Source organism: Anaerosporomusa subterranea, assembly GCF_001611555.1.
GTDB lineage: Bacteria > Bacillota > Negativicutes > Sporomusales > Acetonemataceae > Anaerosporomusa > Anaerosporomusa subterranea.
In genome coordinates this window covers 250,942-269,159 of record NZ_LSGP01000017.1, presented here as the reverse complement: position 1 = coordinate 269,159, position 18,218 = coordinate 250,942, and the positions used below count along the sequence as shown (strand labels likewise).

Annotated in this window: 19 protein-coding genes; 7 read left to right on the top strand and 12 right to left on the bottom strand. The window is 46.6% G+C overall.

Annotated elements, in window-relative coordinates; translation table 11 throughout:
- Positions 1–32: 32 nt before the first annotated feature.
- Positions 33–464 carry a MarR family winged helix-turn-helix transcriptional regulator gene (locus tag AXX12_RS08800; RefSeq protein ID WP_066241112.1) on the bottom strand — a complete coding sequence of 144 codons (432 nt, stop codon included), beginning with the start codon at positions 462–464 and terminating at the stop codon, positions 33–35.
- Between the two features lie 264 nt (positions 465–728).
- On the opposite strand from AXX12_RS08800, the gene AXX12_RS08795 reads away from it, so the two are divergent.
- From AXX12_RS08795 to AXX12_RS08785, 3 genes are read left to right on the top strand one after another with little or no spacing between them, the layout of a single operon-like run.
- Positions 729–1,175 (top strand): MarR family winged helix-turn-helix transcriptional regulator, encoded by a 447-nt coding sequence (locus tag AXX12_RS08795; RefSeq protein ID WP_066241111.1) that lies wholly within the window; start codon positions 729–731, stop codon positions 1,173–1,175.
- Between the two features lie 49 nt (positions 1,176–1,224).
- Positions 1,225–3,525, top strand: coding sequence for an ATP-binding cassette domain-containing protein (locus AXX12_RS08790; protein ID WP_066241107.1), 2,301 nt, complete (start codon positions 1,225–1,227; stop codon positions 3,523–3,525).
- 31 nt (positions 3,526–3,556) lie between these two features.
- Complete coding sequence (locus AXX12_RS08785; protein ID WP_066241105.1) at positions 3,557–3,946, top strand: rhodanese-like domain-containing protein; 390 nt, start codon at positions 3,557–3,559, stop codon at positions 3,944–3,946.
- A 147-nt stretch (positions 3,947–4,093) separates the two neighbouring features.
- Here the strand turns inward: AXX12_RS08785 and AXX12_RS08780 are convergent, their stop codons facing one another.
- The 8 genes from AXX12_RS08780 to AXX12_RS08740 form a co-directional block, all read right to left on the bottom strand.
- On the bottom strand, positions 4,094–4,531 hold the full coding sequence (locus AXX12_RS08780; protein WP_066241103.1) for a VOC family protein: 438 nt from the start codon (positions 4,529–4,531) through the stop codon (positions 4,094–4,096).
- An 83-nt stretch (positions 4,532–4,614) separates the two neighbouring features.
- Entirely contained in the window at positions 4,615–5,853 is a 1,239-nt protein-coding gene (locus tag AXX12_RS08775) for a TIGR01459 family HAD-type hydrolase (protein ID WP_066241100.1), read from the bottom strand.
- Positions 5,854–6,181: 328 nt separating this feature from the next.
- Positions 6,182–6,754 (bottom strand): hypothetical protein, encoded by a 573-nt coding sequence (locus AXX12_RS08770; RefSeq protein ID WP_066241098.1) that lies wholly within the window; start codon positions 6,752–6,754, stop codon positions 6,182–6,184.
- A gap of 506 nt (positions 6,755–7,260) precedes the next feature.
- Entirely contained in the window at positions 7,261–8,490 is a 1,230-nt protein-coding gene (locus AXX12_RS08760; protein ID WP_066241091.1) for a dicarboxylate/amino acid:cation symporter, read from the bottom strand.
- Between the two features lie 240 nt (positions 8,491–8,730).
- Positions 8,731–9,909, bottom strand: coding sequence for a pyridoxal phosphate-dependent aminotransferase (locus AXX12_RS08755; protein WP_066241088.1), 1,179 nt, complete (start codon positions 9,907–9,909; stop codon positions 8,731–8,733).
- 25 nt (positions 9,910–9,934) lie between these two features.
- Entirely contained in the window at positions 9,935–10,855 is a 921-nt protein-coding gene (gene dapA, locus AXX12_RS08750; RefSeq protein ID WP_066241085.1) for a 4-hydroxy-tetrahydrodipicolinate synthase, read from the bottom strand.
- Between the two features lie 77 nt (positions 10,856–10,932).
- A complete protein-coding gene (gene garR, locus AXX12_RS08745) occupies positions 10,933–11,829 on the bottom strand; it encodes a 2-hydroxy-3-oxopropionate reductase (RefSeq protein ID WP_231881878.1) in 897 nt (298 codons plus the stop codon).
- Between the two features lie 27 nt (positions 11,830–11,856).
- Complete coding sequence (locus AXX12_RS08740; RefSeq protein WP_066241079.1) at positions 11,857–12,045, bottom strand: hypothetical protein; 189 nt, start codon at positions 12,043–12,045, stop codon at positions 11,857–11,859.
- Positions 12,046–12,775: 730 nt separating this feature from the next.
- Here AXX12_RS08740 and AXX12_RS08735 point away from each other — a divergent pair.
- From AXX12_RS08735 to AXX12_RS08720, 4 genes are all read left to right on the top strand, one after another.
- Complete coding sequence (locus tag AXX12_RS08735; protein ID WP_066241075.1) at positions 12,776–13,003, top strand: helix-turn-helix domain-containing protein; 228 nt, start codon at positions 12,776–12,778, stop codon at positions 13,001–13,003.
- Between the two features lie 430 nt (positions 13,004–13,433).
- Positions 13,434–13,658: a helix-turn-helix domain-containing protein gene (locus AXX12_RS08730; protein ID WP_066241072.1), complete on the top strand. Its 225-nt coding sequence runs from the start codon at positions 13,434–13,436 to the stop codon at positions 13,656–13,658.
- 393 nt (positions 13,659–14,051) lie between these two features.
- Positions 14,052–14,597 carry a hypothetical protein gene (locus tag AXX12_RS08725; protein ID WP_066241069.1) on the top strand — a complete coding sequence of 182 codons (546 nt, stop codon included), beginning with the start codon at positions 14,052–14,054 and terminating at the stop codon, positions 14,595–14,597.
- Positions 14,598–14,862: 265 nt separating this feature from the next.
- Positions 14,863–15,648, top strand: a complete 786-nt coding sequence (locus AXX12_RS08720) for a PmeII family type II restriction endonuclease (protein WP_066241066.1) — start codon at positions 14,863–14,865, stop codon at positions 15,646–15,648.
- 38 nt (positions 15,649–15,686) lie between these two features.
- On the opposite strand, the gene AXX12_RS08715 is transcribed toward AXX12_RS08720, so the two are convergent.
- The 3 genes from AXX12_RS08715 to AXX12_RS08705 all read right to left on the bottom strand — a co-directional run bounded on the left by AXX12_RS08715 (position 15,687) and on the right by AXX12_RS08705 (position 18,208).
- Entirely contained in the window at positions 15,687–16,013 is a 327-nt protein-coding gene (locus tag AXX12_RS08715; RefSeq protein ID WP_066241064.1) for a hypothetical protein, read from the bottom strand.
- A gap of 172 nt (positions 16,014–16,185) precedes the next feature.
- Complete coding sequence (gene dcm, locus AXX12_RS08710; protein WP_066241061.1) at positions 16,186–17,466, bottom strand: DNA (cytosine-5-)-methyltransferase; 1,281 nt, start codon at positions 17,464–17,466, stop codon at positions 16,186–16,188.
- A complete protein-coding gene (locus AXX12_RS08705; protein ID WP_066241059.1) occupies positions 17,453–18,208 on the bottom strand; it encodes an Eco47II family restriction endonuclease in 756 nt (251 codons plus the stop codon). The genes dcm and AXX12_RS08705 overlap by 14 nt, the downstream gene beginning before the upstream one ends.
- Positions 18,209–18,218: the final 10 nt, after the last annotated feature.

Sequence of the window (18,218 nt, the reverse complement as noted above, 5' to 3'; positions counted from 1 at the left end):
CTCTTCGCGAACTTATACTCATAAAAAAATGACTACTCCTTGCCGTCAATTCCGATCGTATCCAGCATTCTCACAAACGTTGCAAAATCCGCTTGATCAAACTGACCCCGAATTTCATTATCGAGTGTCTCTGCCAGACGCTGAAAGTCATCATGATGCAGCTTGGCCTTTTCGCCAAGAAAAACCAGCAACGACCGCCGGTCTTCCGGATCATCCTCTCTGGCGATGAACTCCAGCCGTTCCAGGCGATCCAGTATCCCGGTGAGAGTCGCTCCGTCCATACTCAACTTTTGGGCAAGCTCTTTGAATTTAACTCCATCTGCTTCCCAGAGGGAACTCAGTACGAAAAACTGAACCGGCGTTATCTTGAGAGGAGCTAGATTCACCTCGTAATAACGCTGAACTTTTCGCATCGCTCTGCTTAGTTTAAAACATATATAGCGGGAAGGAGAAATTGTCGTCATTATTCAACCTCGATTCATTTGTATACAAACATTTTAATTCTATCAGAAGCTATTGTCAATATAAGATACAGGCCATAGTAATACCCGTAGGATATCGCCATCCGCTGTCACCCAGCTTTAGAGTATTATCGTCATGTCAACGTTTTCTATGAAAATACTGAATGAGCGATGCTAAGAAGATCCTTGCATATAGTTGCTTTTCGGAAATCAATTTGCTACACTTATCAGAGATAGCATCCATCAAACGAGAGGAGTCTTTATCAAATGCCGCCAAATCAGCCGCAAGAACTGGAAAACGCTTTATCCCAACTGCAGTGCGTGTTGGTTGCGAGACGCACACGCATCAACCCTGAACAGATCAACTGGCCCCAATATGACATACTTGAGCTTTTGCGCCTTAAGGGCGTATTGATGCCTTCGGTCATAAGTGAAACCCTGGGGATGTCACGTCCAAGCACCTCCAAAATCCTCAGAGCTTTAAAAGACAGCCAGTTAATCCAGCAAACCGAGGGTCGGGAGGACCGGCGGGAGCAGTCGACATCGCTTACGGAAAAGGGCCAGGAATTTCTGGAACGCGCAGCCCAAAGCCGTCGTGACACGGCAAAAACAGCCGCCTCCGTTCTTACTCCCGGTGAACAGTCTCTGTTTAGTGAACTATGTCTGAAGGTGGCGGCAGCTCTTGGTGAAATTCAGGAGAAACCAAGCAATTAGTTTCCCTAGGTAAATCAATAAATTGTTTTTTCACAGAAAGGAACGGCAAATGCCGCAGCAAACGATTGAACCTGGGCGCCGTCAGGATTTTATTTATATTACCGGCGCAAGAGAAAACAACCTGAAAAACATTACGGTAAGCATTCCCAAAAAACAGATCACTGTTTTTACCGGAGTATCCGGATCGGGCAAGTCTTCGCTTGTCTTTGATACGATTGCCGCTGAATCGCAGCGCCAGCTTAACGAAACATTCAGCAGTTTTGTTCGCCACCGGCTGCCGCGCTATGGTCAGCCGGATGTCGATTCGCTGGAAAATTTGTCTGTCGCAATGGTGATTGATCAAAAACGGCTTGGCGGCAATGCCAGATCGACAGTAGGCACGGTAACCGATATCTACGCACTGCTCCGCCTGCTGTATTCCCGGATTGGCAGACCCTTTGCCGGATATTCCGACGTGTTTTCTTTTAACAATCCTCAAGGGATGTGCTCCCGCTGCGAAGGTCTAGGAACAGTCGCCTCTATCGCAGTCCATCGGCTGATTGACCAGGAAAAATCGCTGAATGAAGGAGCTATCCGGTTTCCGACTTTTAGTCCCGGTGAATGGCGCTGGAAACGCTACGCTCTCACCGGACTTTTTGATAATGATAAAAAACTGGGCGCATACACTACTGACGAATGTGACCTGCTGCTTTACCAAACAGGTATCAAACTAAAACAGCCTCATCCCGGCTGGCCGCCGACTTCCAGCTACGAAGGTCTTATCCCCCGGATCGAACGGAGCTTTCTGACAAAAGAGTCCAAAGAAGCCGCACGTTACAGAGAAGCAATAGACCGTATTGTTTCCACAGAAACCTGTCCGTTGTGCAAGGGGGCCAGACTGAACCAAAATGTACTGAACTGCAGGATCAATGGCAGAAACATTGCGGATTGTACGGCCCTTCAGGCAAGCGATCTTTTCGCCGTAATCCGCGCAATTGATGCCCCGGCGGCAGCCCCTGTCGTCGCTGCAATCCTGGAACGCCTGGAGCACTTCATCGCGATTGGATTAGGTTATCTTAGCCTTAGCCGGGAAACCGGCACACTGTCCGGCGGTGAATCGCAGCGGGTAAAAATGCTCCGTCAGCTCGGCAGCAGCCTGACTGATATCACTTATATTTTAGATGAACCGAGCACCGGACTTCATCCCCACGATGTCCAGCGTCTCAATACTCTCATACGTCAGCTGTGCAGCAAGGGTAATACCGTCCTTGTTGTCGAGCATGATCCTGCAGTCATTGCAATTGCCGACCACATTATTGATCTGGGTCCCGGAGCCGGCTCCCAAGGCGGCGAGATCATCTATGAAGGCAATCTTGCAGGCCTTGCGCTCGCTGCTACTCCGACCGGCGAACATTTCGCACGCAAGCCCCGACTGAAGCCGTCGCCGCGGCAGCCGGACGGCTGGCTCATGATTGAGCATGCGACACTGCATAATCTGAAAGATGTGTGCGTAAAAATTCCACGCGGCGTTATGACGGTTGTTACTGGAGTAGCGGGGTCCGGAAAAAGCACACTGATTAACGGCGTGCTGCCCCGGAACTATCCAGAAGCAATCTTCATCGATCAGGAAGCCATCCGGGCCTCAAAGCGTTCCAACCCGGCCACGTATACCGGAATCTTTGATCAGATCCGCGATTTGTTCGCCCAGGCCAACAAAGTCAGCGCCTCACTGTTTAGTTTTAATTCCACCGGCGCGTGTCCGGCCTGCAAAGGACTTGGCTTCACCTATACAGACCTGGCCTTTATGGACCCCGTCATCAGTCTGTGTGAAGTATGCCAGGGCCGTCGCTTTACCGTCGAAGTTCTCGGATATACCCTACGCGGGAAGAACATTGGCGAGATTCTATCCATGAGTGTTGCAAAAGCGCGGGACTTATTCCCAGAAGAACCAATCCAGTCCATTCTGACACGACTGAACGATGTCGGGTTGGACTATATCACGCTGGGCCAGCCGCTCAACACACTTTCAGGCGGGGAGAGACAGCGGCTGAAACTAGCCGCCGAGCTGGAAAGCAGCGGTCAGATTTATATCCTGGATGAGCCCACCACCGGCTTGCACATGGCTGACACCGGCCGCCTTATTGCACTACTGAATCGGCTCACCGCTAACGGCAGTACTGTAATTATCATCGAACATAATCTCGACGTCATCAGTCAGGCAGACTGGATCATCGACTTAGGCCCCGGAGCCGGTCAGGACGGCGGAAAAATAATCTTTGCAGGCTGCCCGAAAGATCTCCTCAACCACCCGTCTTCACTAACCGGATTTTACTTAAAACAGCAGACGAACAGTGGCTTCACCGTGATATAATGGACATACTACCAGCTTTCAAGGAGGGTATATGCAAAAACTGCCGGTTATCGTTATCTTGTTATTTGGCTTGCTATTTACCGGTTGCGGACTAGCTGCTCCCAACGGCTCTGCCGCCACTGGCCGCGATGTCACTATTGACCAGGCTCTGGCAGACTGGAAAAACAATTCCGCTATCATTCTTGATGTGCGTACTCCTGGCGAATACGCCGAAGGTCATATTCCCGGCGCTAAGCTGATTCCCCTTGATCAGTTATCCAACCGCCTAAGTGAAGTGCCTCAAAAAGGAAAAATCTATATTATCTGCCGCAGCGGCAACCGCAGCAATCAGGCTGTCAGCCTCCTGCGGGACAAGGGCTTTAGCAATGTGTATAATGTGACAAGCGGAATGAACAGTTGGAAAGGGCCAGTCGAAAAGTAGCCGCTAACCTATTTAATTCACCCCGTATTCTGGCATGACACTAGGTAAATCCCTGGCTTTGCTCCACGAAAAAGTTTTTGGCAACATTTCACCGTTAGCGGTGAGATGTTGCCAAAAAGGGACCGTTCCCGCAAGTTGTTTTAAACACTATTCTTCTATAATCAGCATATCATTCTCATCAAACTTCCACGAGTCAGCATAGGCTACTTCCCAATAATACCCGTCCAAATCTCTGAAATAACCACTATATCCGCCCCAAAACACAAGCTGCGGCTGTTTGGCGATAGTACCGCCGATACTTTCAATCTTGCTAAATATGGTGTCAACTTCTTCTTTGCTTTTTGCGTTATACGCTAAAGTAATTCCAGTGAAACCGCTGCTAATTTCGGGAGGATTGGTTTCGCTAATATCTTTTGCTAATTCTTCCAGTGGATATAATTCAAGTTTTGTACCGCCATTATTAAAAAATACAACTTGGGGATTTTCTTCATTGCTCGGCGTAGAAAATCCCAGTCCATCCCTGTAAAAAGCACGGGATTTTTTAATGTCGCGCACACCTAATGCAATAAGATTGATTCTATTCATAGTGTATTCTCCTTTTATTTAATTTCCTTATTATACCATGAAAAACCAGACCCTACACCACTCAATTTGCCATTGCCCTGCCCCTATCTGATTAATGCCCCATTCGCCCCGGCCAAGGCATCTGCGAGCCACTGAGGATGCATCGTCATCAGTTTTGAAGGCAATTGCCCAATATCGAAAAAGGCCGCCTCGTTGATCTCGTTATAATCTACCTGTAAAGTTCCCCCTTTTATGCTGCACAGAAAACATAAGGTAATGAAATGCGTAATCTTACCTGATGGATAGCTGAAAACCTGAGTAACGGGGTCTGAATAGACCCCCACTAATTTTTCAACGGCTACAATCAATCCTGTTTCTTCATAGAGTTCCCGGCCAATGGCTTCCGTAACGGTCTCAGCCACTTCCACATGACCTGACGGCAGACCCCAAAGCCCGTTATCCGCGCGCTTGACCAAAAAAATCTGACCCCATTCGTTGAAAATCACTGCTGCTACTCCCGGTTCTATCGTGTCCGGCCAGGGAAACCCAGGGAAACTCCAGTCCACTGAGACACTATTAGGGCTAAACAAATCCAGCAAATTTTTAATTGTAGCGTTGGGACAGCGGTAATCACCATGTACCGGATAATAACGCGGTTCCCGGTCCACTAGTATGGCATCAATGCCGCATTGATGCGCCCCCAAAATATCGGTATCCGGACTGTCGCCGATCATCACCACCCGTGTATGGTTCACTACCTTTCTCAGTGCCATATGGAACATCGGCGCATACGGCTTGCCGATCATGACGGGACGCTGGCCGCATGCCACTTGTACGGCTTGCACAATGGCTCCCGTAGCCACACATCGCCCCTGCGCACCAGGAAACGATGAATCCGGATTGGTGGCAATGAATTGAGCACCTCTTTCAATTTGCCTGACTGCCTGCTGAACTTCGTGAAAAGTCGTATTCTCGCAATAACCGACGACGACCGCCTGACAATCCCCTTGCGTCACCACTGTTATACCCTGATTAACTATTTCCGTTTTTAAGCTTTCCGTGCCAATCACATACACACAATGGATAGCGTGTTGAACGAGGTAATGCACCGTGGCCCAGCCGGACGTAATACACTCTTCCGGACTGACGGCTATTCCCAGATGCGATAATCGTTCACACAATTCCTGACGCAAAAACCGCGGATCATTGGTTAGAAAATAGAGTTGCTTTCCCCTTTTTCGCAGTTCTTCAATCGCCTCCTTACTGCCTGGTAAAAGCTGATCGCCGATGTAAATTACCCCATCCAGGTCAAATAAGAATACATCGTATCTTTCCGCTAACATATGCCATCACTCCTTTTCCAAAGAAAAGCCCGAGGGAAATATCTCGGCGCACACGAAGTACGCCAAGCTATCCCCCTCGGGCTTTTTGTGCCAATAGGTGCCCCTGTCCCAATTGGGACAGGGATGTAGCGCTTGGTCGCTGACCCTTATAATTCAGGCGGAACCCTAGCTACCTATTCCCAGCTTATTAAACTGATTATAACATGGTTAAGGTGAAATGGTTATGTACGAATTCTTCAAGCCAGGCGTGTTCATGAAAAGAAAAGCTGATAACCTCTATACTTCTAAGCAAAAAAACGCTGTCAATAATTGATTTTAAATGCTGGAACTATACTCGAACTTCAAAGTTACTTTTACCTTTAGGCGCCATAGTCTGCTGAGGTGCAACTGCATCTATGCCCTCATTATTCATGGCTGTCATCGTTGCATTAGAATAGTCAGGAGTGCGGGGTTGCTTCGTTGGCCTTTTAAATAAACGCAGGCCCAGTAAGAGGATGGCAACTATCCCCACGATCCCGACAAAAGGAAGATAGCTTACACTGAACGGTTTGTTATCTACTAGCGGCTTAGGGGAAACGACAGTTTGCGCAGAGTCCCGCTCCTGAGAAACATAGGGCGCGGGAGCGGCCTTGATACTATTTGTTTTGGTTGTTGCTGCTGCGGCAGGCTCTGTCTTCCCGCCGTCTTTGGTCTGTGGCGGCTTCCCCTGGAAAGCCTTCCTTATCCCTTCCAGTTCCTTCACGATACCTGACACTTCTGAGTTGACCGGCTTACTTACGTTTTGGGGCGCGCCACTATGAGAGGCCGCCGGAAGAGCAGGAGCTGTATTTGAGCTTGCCGGAGTAATTGTTGGTGCAACAGGCGGCGTTGGCATTGTTGGCGGGGTAGGAGACACTGGCATAATAAAACTCCTTTAAAAAGAACCTAACAACTATATTCCTCATACAAGGCGATCTTCCTTTTTCGCGTTAACTTCTTAATAGTCCTCGATTTTCATGCCGGCAAGGATACCTTGCTTTCCGTTGCTAAACAGTTATCGGGTTCCTTTGGCTGTCTGCCATATATTCGAGGGTAGATCAGCCTCTTGGAGCAAACAGCCAGGGAGGATCGCCGCGCTCGCGCGATGACTGATGCCGATAGCAGACGTAACATGGCCGGTACTCCTTTGGCAGCGTGCAGCATTGGCATTTTAGCGGTCAAACACATCTGTTAAACTGCCTCCGTAACCAATAAGCATGGGCTTTGTGCAGCCCATGCTTATTGGTTACGCATGTAAATAGATTGCCACGTCGTTTCACTCAGTTGAGCGTGCCGTCCAGGCACGCTCAACACTAGGCACTGTGCGAAGGGTGGGGTGTGTTACGCCAACCAGGCCTTTCTTGATAATGACCTCTTCGTATTGAAATATCAGACCGTTGTCGAGCGGTTTGTATCCCAGGCCGATCTGTCCTGAAGGTTCTCCGCTTCCGCTACGGCGCTGACACAGACCAGGTCGCCGACGACATTAACGGCGGTAAGACCCATGTCAAGCAATGTGTATACAGCCAGAATCATCGCGAACGCTTCCGCCGGCAGGCCAAACCGGCTTAGTATCATCAGCACGAATACGCTGGCGCTGGCAGGAACGCCCGCGGCTCCTGTCGACATGATAATTGCCAGGAATGTTATCGTGAAGATGTCGCCCAGGCCCAAATTCAAGCCAAATGCCTGAGCCGAGAATATAACGCAAATCGGTATGTTCAACGCTGCTCCATGCTGATTAATCGTTGCTCCCAGCGGCAAAGAAAATCCGGCAAGATGCGACGGAATCCCCAGCTTGGACTGGGCAACCTCCAGCTCAAGCGGCAAGGTCGCCGCGCTGCTGGTTGTACTTACAGCCATGATAATGACATCTTTGATCCGATTCAGATAGGTAAAGAAATTTACTTTCACAATCAGGAATGTTATCGCAGCATACACGACAAATATTTGTAAAAGCATAGCCAGGTATTCGGCGGCGAAAAACTTGGCAAGCGGCTTAACTAAACTCAAACCATATTTTCCGGTCGTAATCGTCATTAATGCAAAGACGCCGATCGGAGCGAACTGTATGCAGATTTCGGTCAGCCTGATCATGGCCGCATTAAAGGAAATCAGCACATCGACGATCGCTTTTTTCTTGTCGCCGATTAAGACCAGGGCGATTCCCAACATAATAGAAAAGAATATTATGGCATTCAGATCCATTTTCGCCATGGCATCAATAACATTGCTCGGAATCATGCCGACAAGCACATCCATTAAGGCGGGCGGATTTGCCGCCTTCACCTTTTCAGCGCTCTCAACCGCAAAGCCTAAGCCGGGCTGAATGAGGAGCGCGCAACCGACTCCGATTAATGCGGCGACGATCGTTGTTACAAAATAATACATAGCGACTTTTACGCCAATGCGGCCAAACTGCTTGATATCGGCAATCTGAGCAACGCCCAGGGTAATTGAACTGAATACTAAAGGAACGACAACCATCTTCAACAGATTGATGAATATCTTCCCCAGCGGCTCAAGATAAGGAGTCCATGTCTTTCCCGTACTCATCCCGACTACCGCTCCCAGGATAATGGCAATCACTATTTTCTGTGATAACGGAATTTTTTTCATACTCACGCCTCCCCGCTAATTTCCATACGCGAATTCCGCAATGCAAATAGGCAGCCCAGCCGCACTCATTCCAGGCAGTCAATTACGAAACAAGAAAATCGTCGCGCTCCGCTCGCGATGGCACGGTAGTTCGTAGTTTGTAGCCCCCTCTAAAAACTAAACACTAAAAACTACCATGTCACTGCGAGGACGAAGCAGTCTTCCTTTCGTCAGCTACTGTCCCGCCTTGGCTTCTACCGCTTATTGCAATTTTTCAATGGAGCGTTTTATCCGTTCGCAGGCTTCTACCAGATTTTCATAGCTGTTGGCGTAGGACAGCCGCAAATAGCCGGCCCCATTATCGCCAAAAGCGGTTCCTGGAACCAGTGTCACTCCGGCGTCATGCAGCAAATACTCCGCAACCTCTTCATCGGTTCGGTTCAGCTGTTTGATATTAACAAACACATAGAATGCGCCGCCCGGTTTCTGGCAGCTTAAGCGGTCAATACCATTGATCGCCTGCACAACATAGTCCCGTCTCCGCTGGTATTCAGCTACCATACCAGAAACTGAATCATCAGAATTCTTCAGCGCCTCAATCGCCGCATACTGGCCAAACGATAACGCACAGGTCGTGATATACTGATGCATTCTCACTGACGCGTCGATAATCGCTGCCGGAGCGGCCATGTAGCCCAGTCGCCAGCCTGTCATCGAATAGGCTTTTGAGAAACCGTTTAGCGTCACGGTTCTCTGCTTCATGCCGGGAAATGAAGCTATGCTATAGTGGGTATTGCCATCGTAAATAATCTTTTCGTAAATCTCATCGGAAAGCACGATCAAGTTGTGCTTAATCGCGATTGCCGCCAGCTTTTCCAATACGTCCTTGTTCAGTACGCCGCCGGTTGGGTTATTCGGCGTAATGATGGCGATCATTTTCGTTTTGCTGGTTATTTTGCGCTCGATTTCCGCAATATCCAATTGGTAATTATTCTTTTCCAACAGGTTGTACGTCACCGGAACCGCCCCAACCAGCCTTGGCACATGAATGTAATTCAACCAGACCGGATCAGGCACTAATATCTCATCCCCTGCGTCCAGCAGAGAGGTCAGAACATCGAAAATCGCTTCACTTAATCCCACAGTAACAATAACTTCTGTGTCCGGATCGTATGACACGCCATTTTCCGTTGCCAGTTTTTCCGTTATCGCCTTACGCAGCTCTGGGATGCCATAGTTGGAGGTATAAAATACCTTTCCTTCATCCAGGCAGCGTTTGGCAGCCTGTTTGATGTTGACAGGAGTATCAAAATCGGGCCGCCCGATCTCCAGATGAATGACCTTGACCCCCTGTTTCTCCAATTGAACCCCTTTTTCCATAATCTTGCGGATGCCGGAAAATGGAACCACGTCCATTCGCTTCGCCGCTTTAATGTCCATACCATTTCCTCCTCTTTTCGGGCAGCTATTTAAGCAATCCCATTCCGATCAGCACTTGACGGAGCTTTACCCGTTCCTCCGGGGTCATCGGCCCAACCGGCTCCATGCAAGGCCCGGCCTCAATGCCAAGCAAACTCAGAGACTCTTTGATGACTGCAGGGAACGTGCCGATCGTGAAGGCGATCCGCAAAGGCGCTAGTGTAAACTGGGCATTAAGGGAACCTTCACGGTCGCCAGCGATGAATTTGTCGTAAATGTCGGCGCAAAGCCTGGGCGCAACGTTGGCGCAGGCGGCAATCGAGCCCGCCGCGCCATAGCATAAAGCGCCATAAATAAGCGTATCCCGCCCGACCAAAACGTTAAAATCATCCCGGTCTCTGGTCAGACGAATATATTCAGTAGTTAATGTCAGATCGCCGCTGGAGTCTTTGATGCTAACGATGTTCAGCACCGCAGCCAGCTTGGCGACAGTAGCGGCGGCAAGATTGACCCCGGTCTTGGGAGGGTTGTTATACAGCAGAACAGGCAAGGACGTGTTTTGCGCAATCGTTGTGTAGTGGGTAATCAGCTGCTCCTGGCTGGGACTGATGAACATGGGAGTCAGGACCGATACCGCGTCCACGCCGCATTGTTCCGCCAGCTGCGTCAATTCGACGCTTTCCCGGGTGGTAATGCCGTTTGTTCCGGCATAAACCGGCACTCTTTGCCTGGTCTCATCCATGACAACCTGAAAGATTTCCCGTTTCTCTTCATAACTCAGCCCGTAAAATTCGCCGGTAGTACCGACAACAAACAGACCGTGTACGCCGCCGTCAATCAGATAATTGATCAGCTTGCGCATTGCCTTTGCGTTAAATTTCCCTTCCGGCGTCAGCGGGGTTATCACCGCCGGGATCACTCCGCGGGGCCTGAATCCAACCTTGTTTTGTGTTGTACTTTTGTTCATTTTGCTTCTCCTCTCTTGCTTAGCTTTTTTATATTCAGCTCTATTGCCCAGAGCGTAACAGCCCACGCGCCGGCAGCTTATGCTAACGGGGCTAACGTGACCTTTGCCAGCTTTTCATAATACTGTACCAGCGCGCCATGATCAGCTCCCGCCAGTCCGTCAGCCTTAAGCGCCTGCAGCATCTCCATGACGGCGGCGGTAAGCGGCAGCGGCACGCCCAGCTCATGCGAGGTCTCCAGCACGTTAGTTAGATCCTTAATGTGCAGACCGATACGGAAGCCGGGGTTAAACTTACGCTCCAGCATCAACGGCGCTTTCGCATCCAGCACCGTGCTGCCGGCCAGGCCACCCCGTATTGCCTGATACACTAATTCCGGCTCGACACCGGCCTTGGCGGCCAGAACCAGCGCCTCCGACACGGCGGCAATATTCAGGGCGACAATAATTTGGTTAGCAAGCTTAGCGACATTGCCGGCTCCGATATCGCCAACCAGCACCACAGATGCCGCCATCGCCTTCAGCACCGGATGCAATCGATTGTAAACCACTTTTTTCCCGCCGACCATGATCGACAAGGTCGCGTCAATCGCTTTCGGCTCGCCGCCGCTTACCGGCGCGTCCAGCATCTCGATCCCCTTCTCCGCCAGACTGGCGGCAATTTCCCGGCTCACCAGCGGCGCGATCGAGCTCATATCAATCAAGACTGATCCTGCTTTAGCCGCTTCAATGAGGCCGTTTTCCCCCAGCACGACTTGCCTGACCTGAGGTGAATTAGGCAGCATGGTAATGATCACTTCGGTCTGTGCGGCGACCTCCCGCGGCGATGCCGCGCGGTTCGCCCCGGCGGCAACGACTTCATCCACCGCGGCTTTGGTCACGTCGCATACAATCAGCTCATAACCGGCTTTCAACAAATTTTTGCTCATCGGCTTACCCATGATACCAAGTCCAATAAATCCGATTTTCAAGCCTATCCACTCCCTCTTCCCCATTAAAGCTTATTATCTTCTCAACCCGCGGTCGAAATCCGCCAGCCAGTCCAGCGAAGACCTGCTGTCCGGACGAGGAATGTACTCCAGTCGGGCCAGGTCAAACCGTTCTAGAAATGGAATCTCAGTAAACAGCATCGATAAATTCGCGGCAAACCGGCTTTGTATTCCCTGACCAGACAGGTCTGTGTTACTCTCCATAGCCTTCACCTTCTTTTCTTTAGGCTGCGCCAAACGACTGCCAGGCGCGTACTCCCCGCCGCAGGCATGCCAAATAAACCGGTATGTTTACGGCCTCCGGCAGATGCGCTATAATGTAGTTGCCATGAGTTCATAGCCCGCATGCGTTCGCTACAACGCAATTTGGGCGCAGGAAACCGGGCAGCATTCACTCGACACTTTGAATGCCGCTTCTGTTTCACCTCGCTTTTTATTGAGTTGTCGGGGAAAAATGATTCACTCCTTTCATGCCAGATTTCTAAACTGGCCGCTGTTCCGGCTGCGAATGGATGGGTAGAGCGGTTGAGCGGCTTAGTTTGTTGTAGTGATAGCTTACGGTTGGACGAAATTAGACCGGTTAGCCCTGATAGGCTATTAAGATCTAGGGTTATGTCCCCATTGGCAGGTGTCAATTTAGATCAGCCAGCTTATTGTTTGTGACTAAATGACACTTTTCATGACATAGGTTTCCCTATTAGCAAACGCCAAGGGGGGGTAATTATGATAAATAAAGATTTTTTTCTTACAGATCAGAAAAAGACTTGCCTCCGCAAACATTAGTATAAATTGTTGGGATATAGCCGAAGTTGACGGTTGAGCTTATATTGATAAGTCTCCTATAGCGCTATCATCCTTTTACGAATCTCCTCTAAGGAGATTTAACGTTTTTATTATAGTCTCCTCAAAGGAGTCTTGTCAAGGAGTTGTTTTTATGTTGAAACGAGAAGTTTTTTGTCAGAGACTAAAAGAACTGCGAACGACAAATAATCTTGCGCAAGAACAACTCGGCGAAAAATTAGGTGCCGCCAAACAAACTGTCGGCCATTGGGAAACTGGTTATAGGCTGCCGCCTTTTGACGTTGCAGTTGATATTGCCGAATACTTTCATGTCTCACTGGATTACCTGGCTGGTCTGTCAGATAGGCGGGAACGCAGGTAATACTGAGAAAAAACGACAATTACATTTTTCGAACCGCCAAAACGCCAGCACTGCGTGCCGCCAAAGTGGTATGGGCGCATTTTGCGCCTATGTTTGGATAAAGGATCATGCTTGCCTTGAATTCAGCAAGCTGGCTCCATTGTGAGGATAGCTTGATTACGATATAATGAAGGCGATTGAACCATGGAATGCATGCTTTCCCTGCCCGCCGCTTCTCACCTCGGCACACAGGCTTTGTTTCTTTTTGTATAATCCCTTACACGTTTCACCCCACTTTTGACTCAGCAGTGCAGTTTACCAATCCCTCGCTTCTTTTATTGGGCTATTCCATCTTTCTTTTCCTTGCATTTTTGTGCCATTAGCACGCCTTTTGTTCTGATTATACCGTGCCACCAGCACACCGTCAACTACTTTTTAAAGGATGATTATCATGATTCTGCCAATATTAGCACAAAGGCTTGAATATCTGCGAAAACAGCGCAATTTAAAGCTAAAAGAAGTTGGCGAAGCCGTTGGTATTACTGCAAGCGCAGTTGGTTCTCTTGAACACGGCAGAAGGGCAATTAGCATTGAAACGCTGATTAAAATGGCTAACTTTTATGAAGTGTCGACCGATTGGCTTTTGGGGTTATCTGATAATCCGAAAAGGAGATAAAATTCTCGGGGGCAGCTTAGTCATCTTGACAGTGTGTTATACTGGCACAAAGCGGCGATAAGAAATTGCGTTACTGGGTGATTATTCAGTTGCAGCGAATGCTTACTCGTGACGAAAGAAAATCGACATTTTAACAATTCAGAAGTATTTTACACTATTTTCATGCTTCATTCTCGCCAACATTATCCTCTATCCTTCACGTTCTCCCATATTGCGATAATATTTCAATATTTTTTATAAACAGGCAGGTCTTTAGGCCTTTCTGAAGAATAACCATACATGACAAGCAAATAAAAAAGTGAATACAGTACTTAGACCAGCACTAACTAAAAAACGGGAGGTGCTGTGTTTTTGTTTGGGGCCTTATAATAACTTCTTTATCGGAGGTACATTATGCACGACACTGAAGACAAACAATGGTGGGTAAAACATTATGGAGTACCACAAGAGCAATACTTCATCTCGCATATTGCCCCAAAGGTTAAAGATGTAGATGTATCACTAAATCCTGAAAAAAGCAATAACCCTTATGTGCCAGACTTAGTTACATCATACGGCCGGCTTGCTGATCTAAAGTGCCAGACTACGCCATTTTTTAAGGTCAAAGAATTATATAGCATAGAACCTCAGTTTACAGTTACTTTCAATAAAAAAGATTATGAAAGATATCTTAAAAATTATCCTGATATTGCGATTATCTTTTGGGTTAATTGGCGTCAGACGGAATATAAACAAAAGTGGAGCGAGAAAATCTACACAGTAGAACCTGTGAATGGCGTTTGGTCTTGTGAATTTAGCGATATCATAGACTGGGTAAATAAAAAACTTGCGCCGCTACATCCATATTGTAACAGGAAAAAAGATACACTTGGCAACGCTAAAGATAGCTACCTTCTCGATCTAAATAAAATGTACTTTCATGGCTATGTTCAGCTATAACAGCACTCAAATATCAGCACCGCTCTAATCCGAACAGCAGGATTTTGCAGAGAAACAATGAACTTGTATTTATTGAATGCTATCGCCAGATAGGAAACGCCTTTCCTATAGGTTTAGGAAAGGCTGTTGGACAAGCCCTCCGTGCTGTCGCGAGGGAAACGCCATGATACGCACGAAGAGAAGTAGGGGTACATCCACCCATATGCAGACAGAAAAGCTGCAAGCACAGCTCACCGATATAGTCGGTTGAAAAGGGGATAGCTAAATGATAGTTGCAAAAGCGGTCGAAGCGAAAATTGCAGAGTTGTTGGACGACTTTTACAAGAGAAGAATTGCCAAAATTTCAACGCTTGACCTACGAAAGGCACTCACTCGAAAAAACCCATATCTTTTCAGAGCTATTGGCACGCAGAGGGCCTCTGAAATAGTCGAGGGAACGCTGGCGGCATACATGTCAAGCTCCGATGAAGGCATATTTGGCGATGCCTTTTTTGAGCCACTCGCCAAGTTTGTTTCGGGCGGAGTCGCTTCCCCAACTGAGGGAGCGGATGTCGCAATAGAAACAGACGCGAAATATATGGCCATCGCTGTAAAAAGCGGAATTAATGTATTTAATGCTCAATCAAAAAAAAGGCAAAAACAAGATTTCGACGCACTAGGGAAACGAATGCAAAAACTTCAGAAACAGTTTGATCCAGTGGTGGGATACTGCTATGGACGAAAGAAACAATCACCAAAATCCACAGCCTCATACAGGGAGCTAGCGGGACAAGCCTTTTGGGCCGAGATCACGGGTGATGAAGACTTCTATCTTGCCATCATTCGCTTGATGAAAAATAAGCCTCAGGAGCACCTGCCGCAGTTCCGTGCTGCTTTCGATGCGGCAACAAATAGGTTTACCGCCGAATTCATATCAATGTTCTGCCATCAGGATGGTACTATCGATTGGGAAAAACTAGTCACGTTCAACTCGGCACGGGAAATTCCTAAAAAGCCAAAGGATAAAACACCTAAGGCGGTTACCAAAAGACGTATAATTAAAACTACATAACAATACAAACCCCCGCGAAGAATCGCGGGGTTAACTATCTATCGACTAGCATATTGTACAATCGTCCGTATCGCTTTTTTTGAGTCAAAAATAAGCTTGTTTGAGGTCTGGTCGAAAAACACAGGGACGGAATCTCCTAGTCTTAAGCGAGCTTGTGATAACCAGTTAAAAATTGCATCGCCAGCACCAGTGCCACGAATTCGATTCCTGGAATCTATAATAAGACTGTGAGCAACACCGTCAAAATCTACACTCAGCTCCGAAGGCAATTTGATAGCACATTTCAAAGGAACGATGATATCTCCCTTATTTCTCAAGACATTTGGCGAATACTTCCACCAAAAGAGTGCATCGTTTGTATCCATAAAGGCCTAACCTCCGCCATAGTTATATTGCACATTCTATGATAAAGGATTTTCCCGTTTATTGCAAATCCGCACAAATCATAGATGACCGACTTATGACTACCCAATAAAAGAAGCAGTTGGGATTTAAGCATAGAGTTGCATCTCGCCAACAAATATGTCTCTATTGAAATTACCCAACATTACTCAAACATGCCTCTTTTGGTACAATATCATATTGTTCATAAATATCATTCAACAATCTAATTAGGCTTCTTCCTACCGCATATGCTAGATTTACTGGTACAGCATTTCCTATTTGTTTATATTGACTATTTAACGCGCCCGCAAATACCCATGAGTCTGGGAAAGTCTGAATTCTAGCATATTCTCTAATAGTTAAAGGTCTTGTTTCAAGTGGGTGACAACGTTCAGTTTGTTTTTGGGCTGGTGCACAAGTTAAAGTCAAACTTGGTTCGTCCATCGATAGCCTTCTTGCAATCCCAGTCTTTCCACCGCCTAGATAAAAGCTTTTTTGCATATATTCCTTTTGTATGTCTATTGGTAAATCGCGCCAGTACCCCCCCATCGGAACCATATCCATGATTTGTTTCTTTCTCGGAGGATACTTTTGCCCTATCGAGTTTGGAACATCACTGTCGTAAAGATCTCCCTTGAATAAAGCATCTCTTAACGTCATTATTCGTTTATATGGAGATGGCCACAAATATTTAATACCCTGCGCAAAATCATTGCGTATACCAATAAGAAATAACCGCTCACGTTTTTGAGGCACTTGATAGTGGATAGCTTTAAGAACTCTAGGCTCAATTAAAGTATAGCCAATTTCAGCTATTACATTTTTAATTGTTTCCATGGTTCTCCCGTTATCATGATTCAGAAGGCCACGTACGTTTTCTGCCAAAAAAACTTTTGGCGCTGTTTCGCGTATTGCCCTAGCTAATTGGAAAAACAATGTTCCTCTTGTATCATCAAAACCCAACTTATTTCCAGCATAAGAAAAAGCTTGGCACGGAAAGCCCCCCGACAAGAAATCGATTTTACCTTTATAATCCGAAAAATCAATCTTGGCAATATCCCCTTCGACAACATTCCATTCAGGTCGATTTGTTCTTAACGTAGAGCAAGCATCATGGTCTATTTCATTTAAGAGAACCGATTCAAAACCAGCCGTTTCAAGCCCAAGAGCTAAACCTCCTGCACCCGCAAATAGCTCAATAGACTTATAATTGGATTTGGGCTTTGTCTCCAGTTCGCTATGCCAATTAGTATCTAACATCCGCTTTATTTCGGGAATATCGGCAATATCTGATATTTTATATTCTTTTCGTTTCAGATTATAATTATATTCTGGTATATACTTTCCACTTTTCTCCCATTTTTCCAAAGTCCTCTTGGATACAGATAAAATATCTGCAAAATCAGTAGCTGAAATAGTTTTATTCTTCTTCATTTAACACCTCAAACGAATCAAATCCGTCATATTTATTAAAAGAGAGCAAAAATAGGCTTTTTAGGATATTGGGGGAAATATTATTCAACTCCGCAAAGACAGAGTTTTCAATTTTACCTCGCTTAATTGAGGAAACTACATCATCCAAAATCAAGGGTAGCTTTTCACACATTTTTTTGAATGCAAAAGTATCTGCCGTTACAATTTCGTAGAACTTGTCTATAGAGACTCTTCTTATTCTTTCATGTGAATATTGTTGACCGTCTAGGCTAGTAACCCACGTAGTATTTTGGCTCTTCTTTGCTATTACTTCAACAAGCATACATGTTGCTTTATCATTCTTAAGAATTGTACTTTGCATTTTCATATATGTTTTTTGAGATGAAGCAGAGTTCATTGTATTATGTTTGTTCTTAAGTTCAACGAATATATTCTTCTTTTCATTAATAACATCATACCCTTGACTTGGAACTTCCCAACCGTCTCCAAGATATTTAAAAATATTCTGGTGAAAATAGCCAATATGATTAGAATTAGTTTTGTCTATTTGTCTTATGCATTCGGCTTCAATAATATCTTCATACGATTTACCATATACTTTCGAATCAAAAGTAAGTTTTATGGGGTCAATTATATTATTATTAAACTCGGTTAAGTTTATTTTAAATCTATATTGTTCCACCGTTTCTTTAACATGATTAAATATATCTTCATCTTGAATGAATCCCAAGTTATAACTCATTATAAATTCT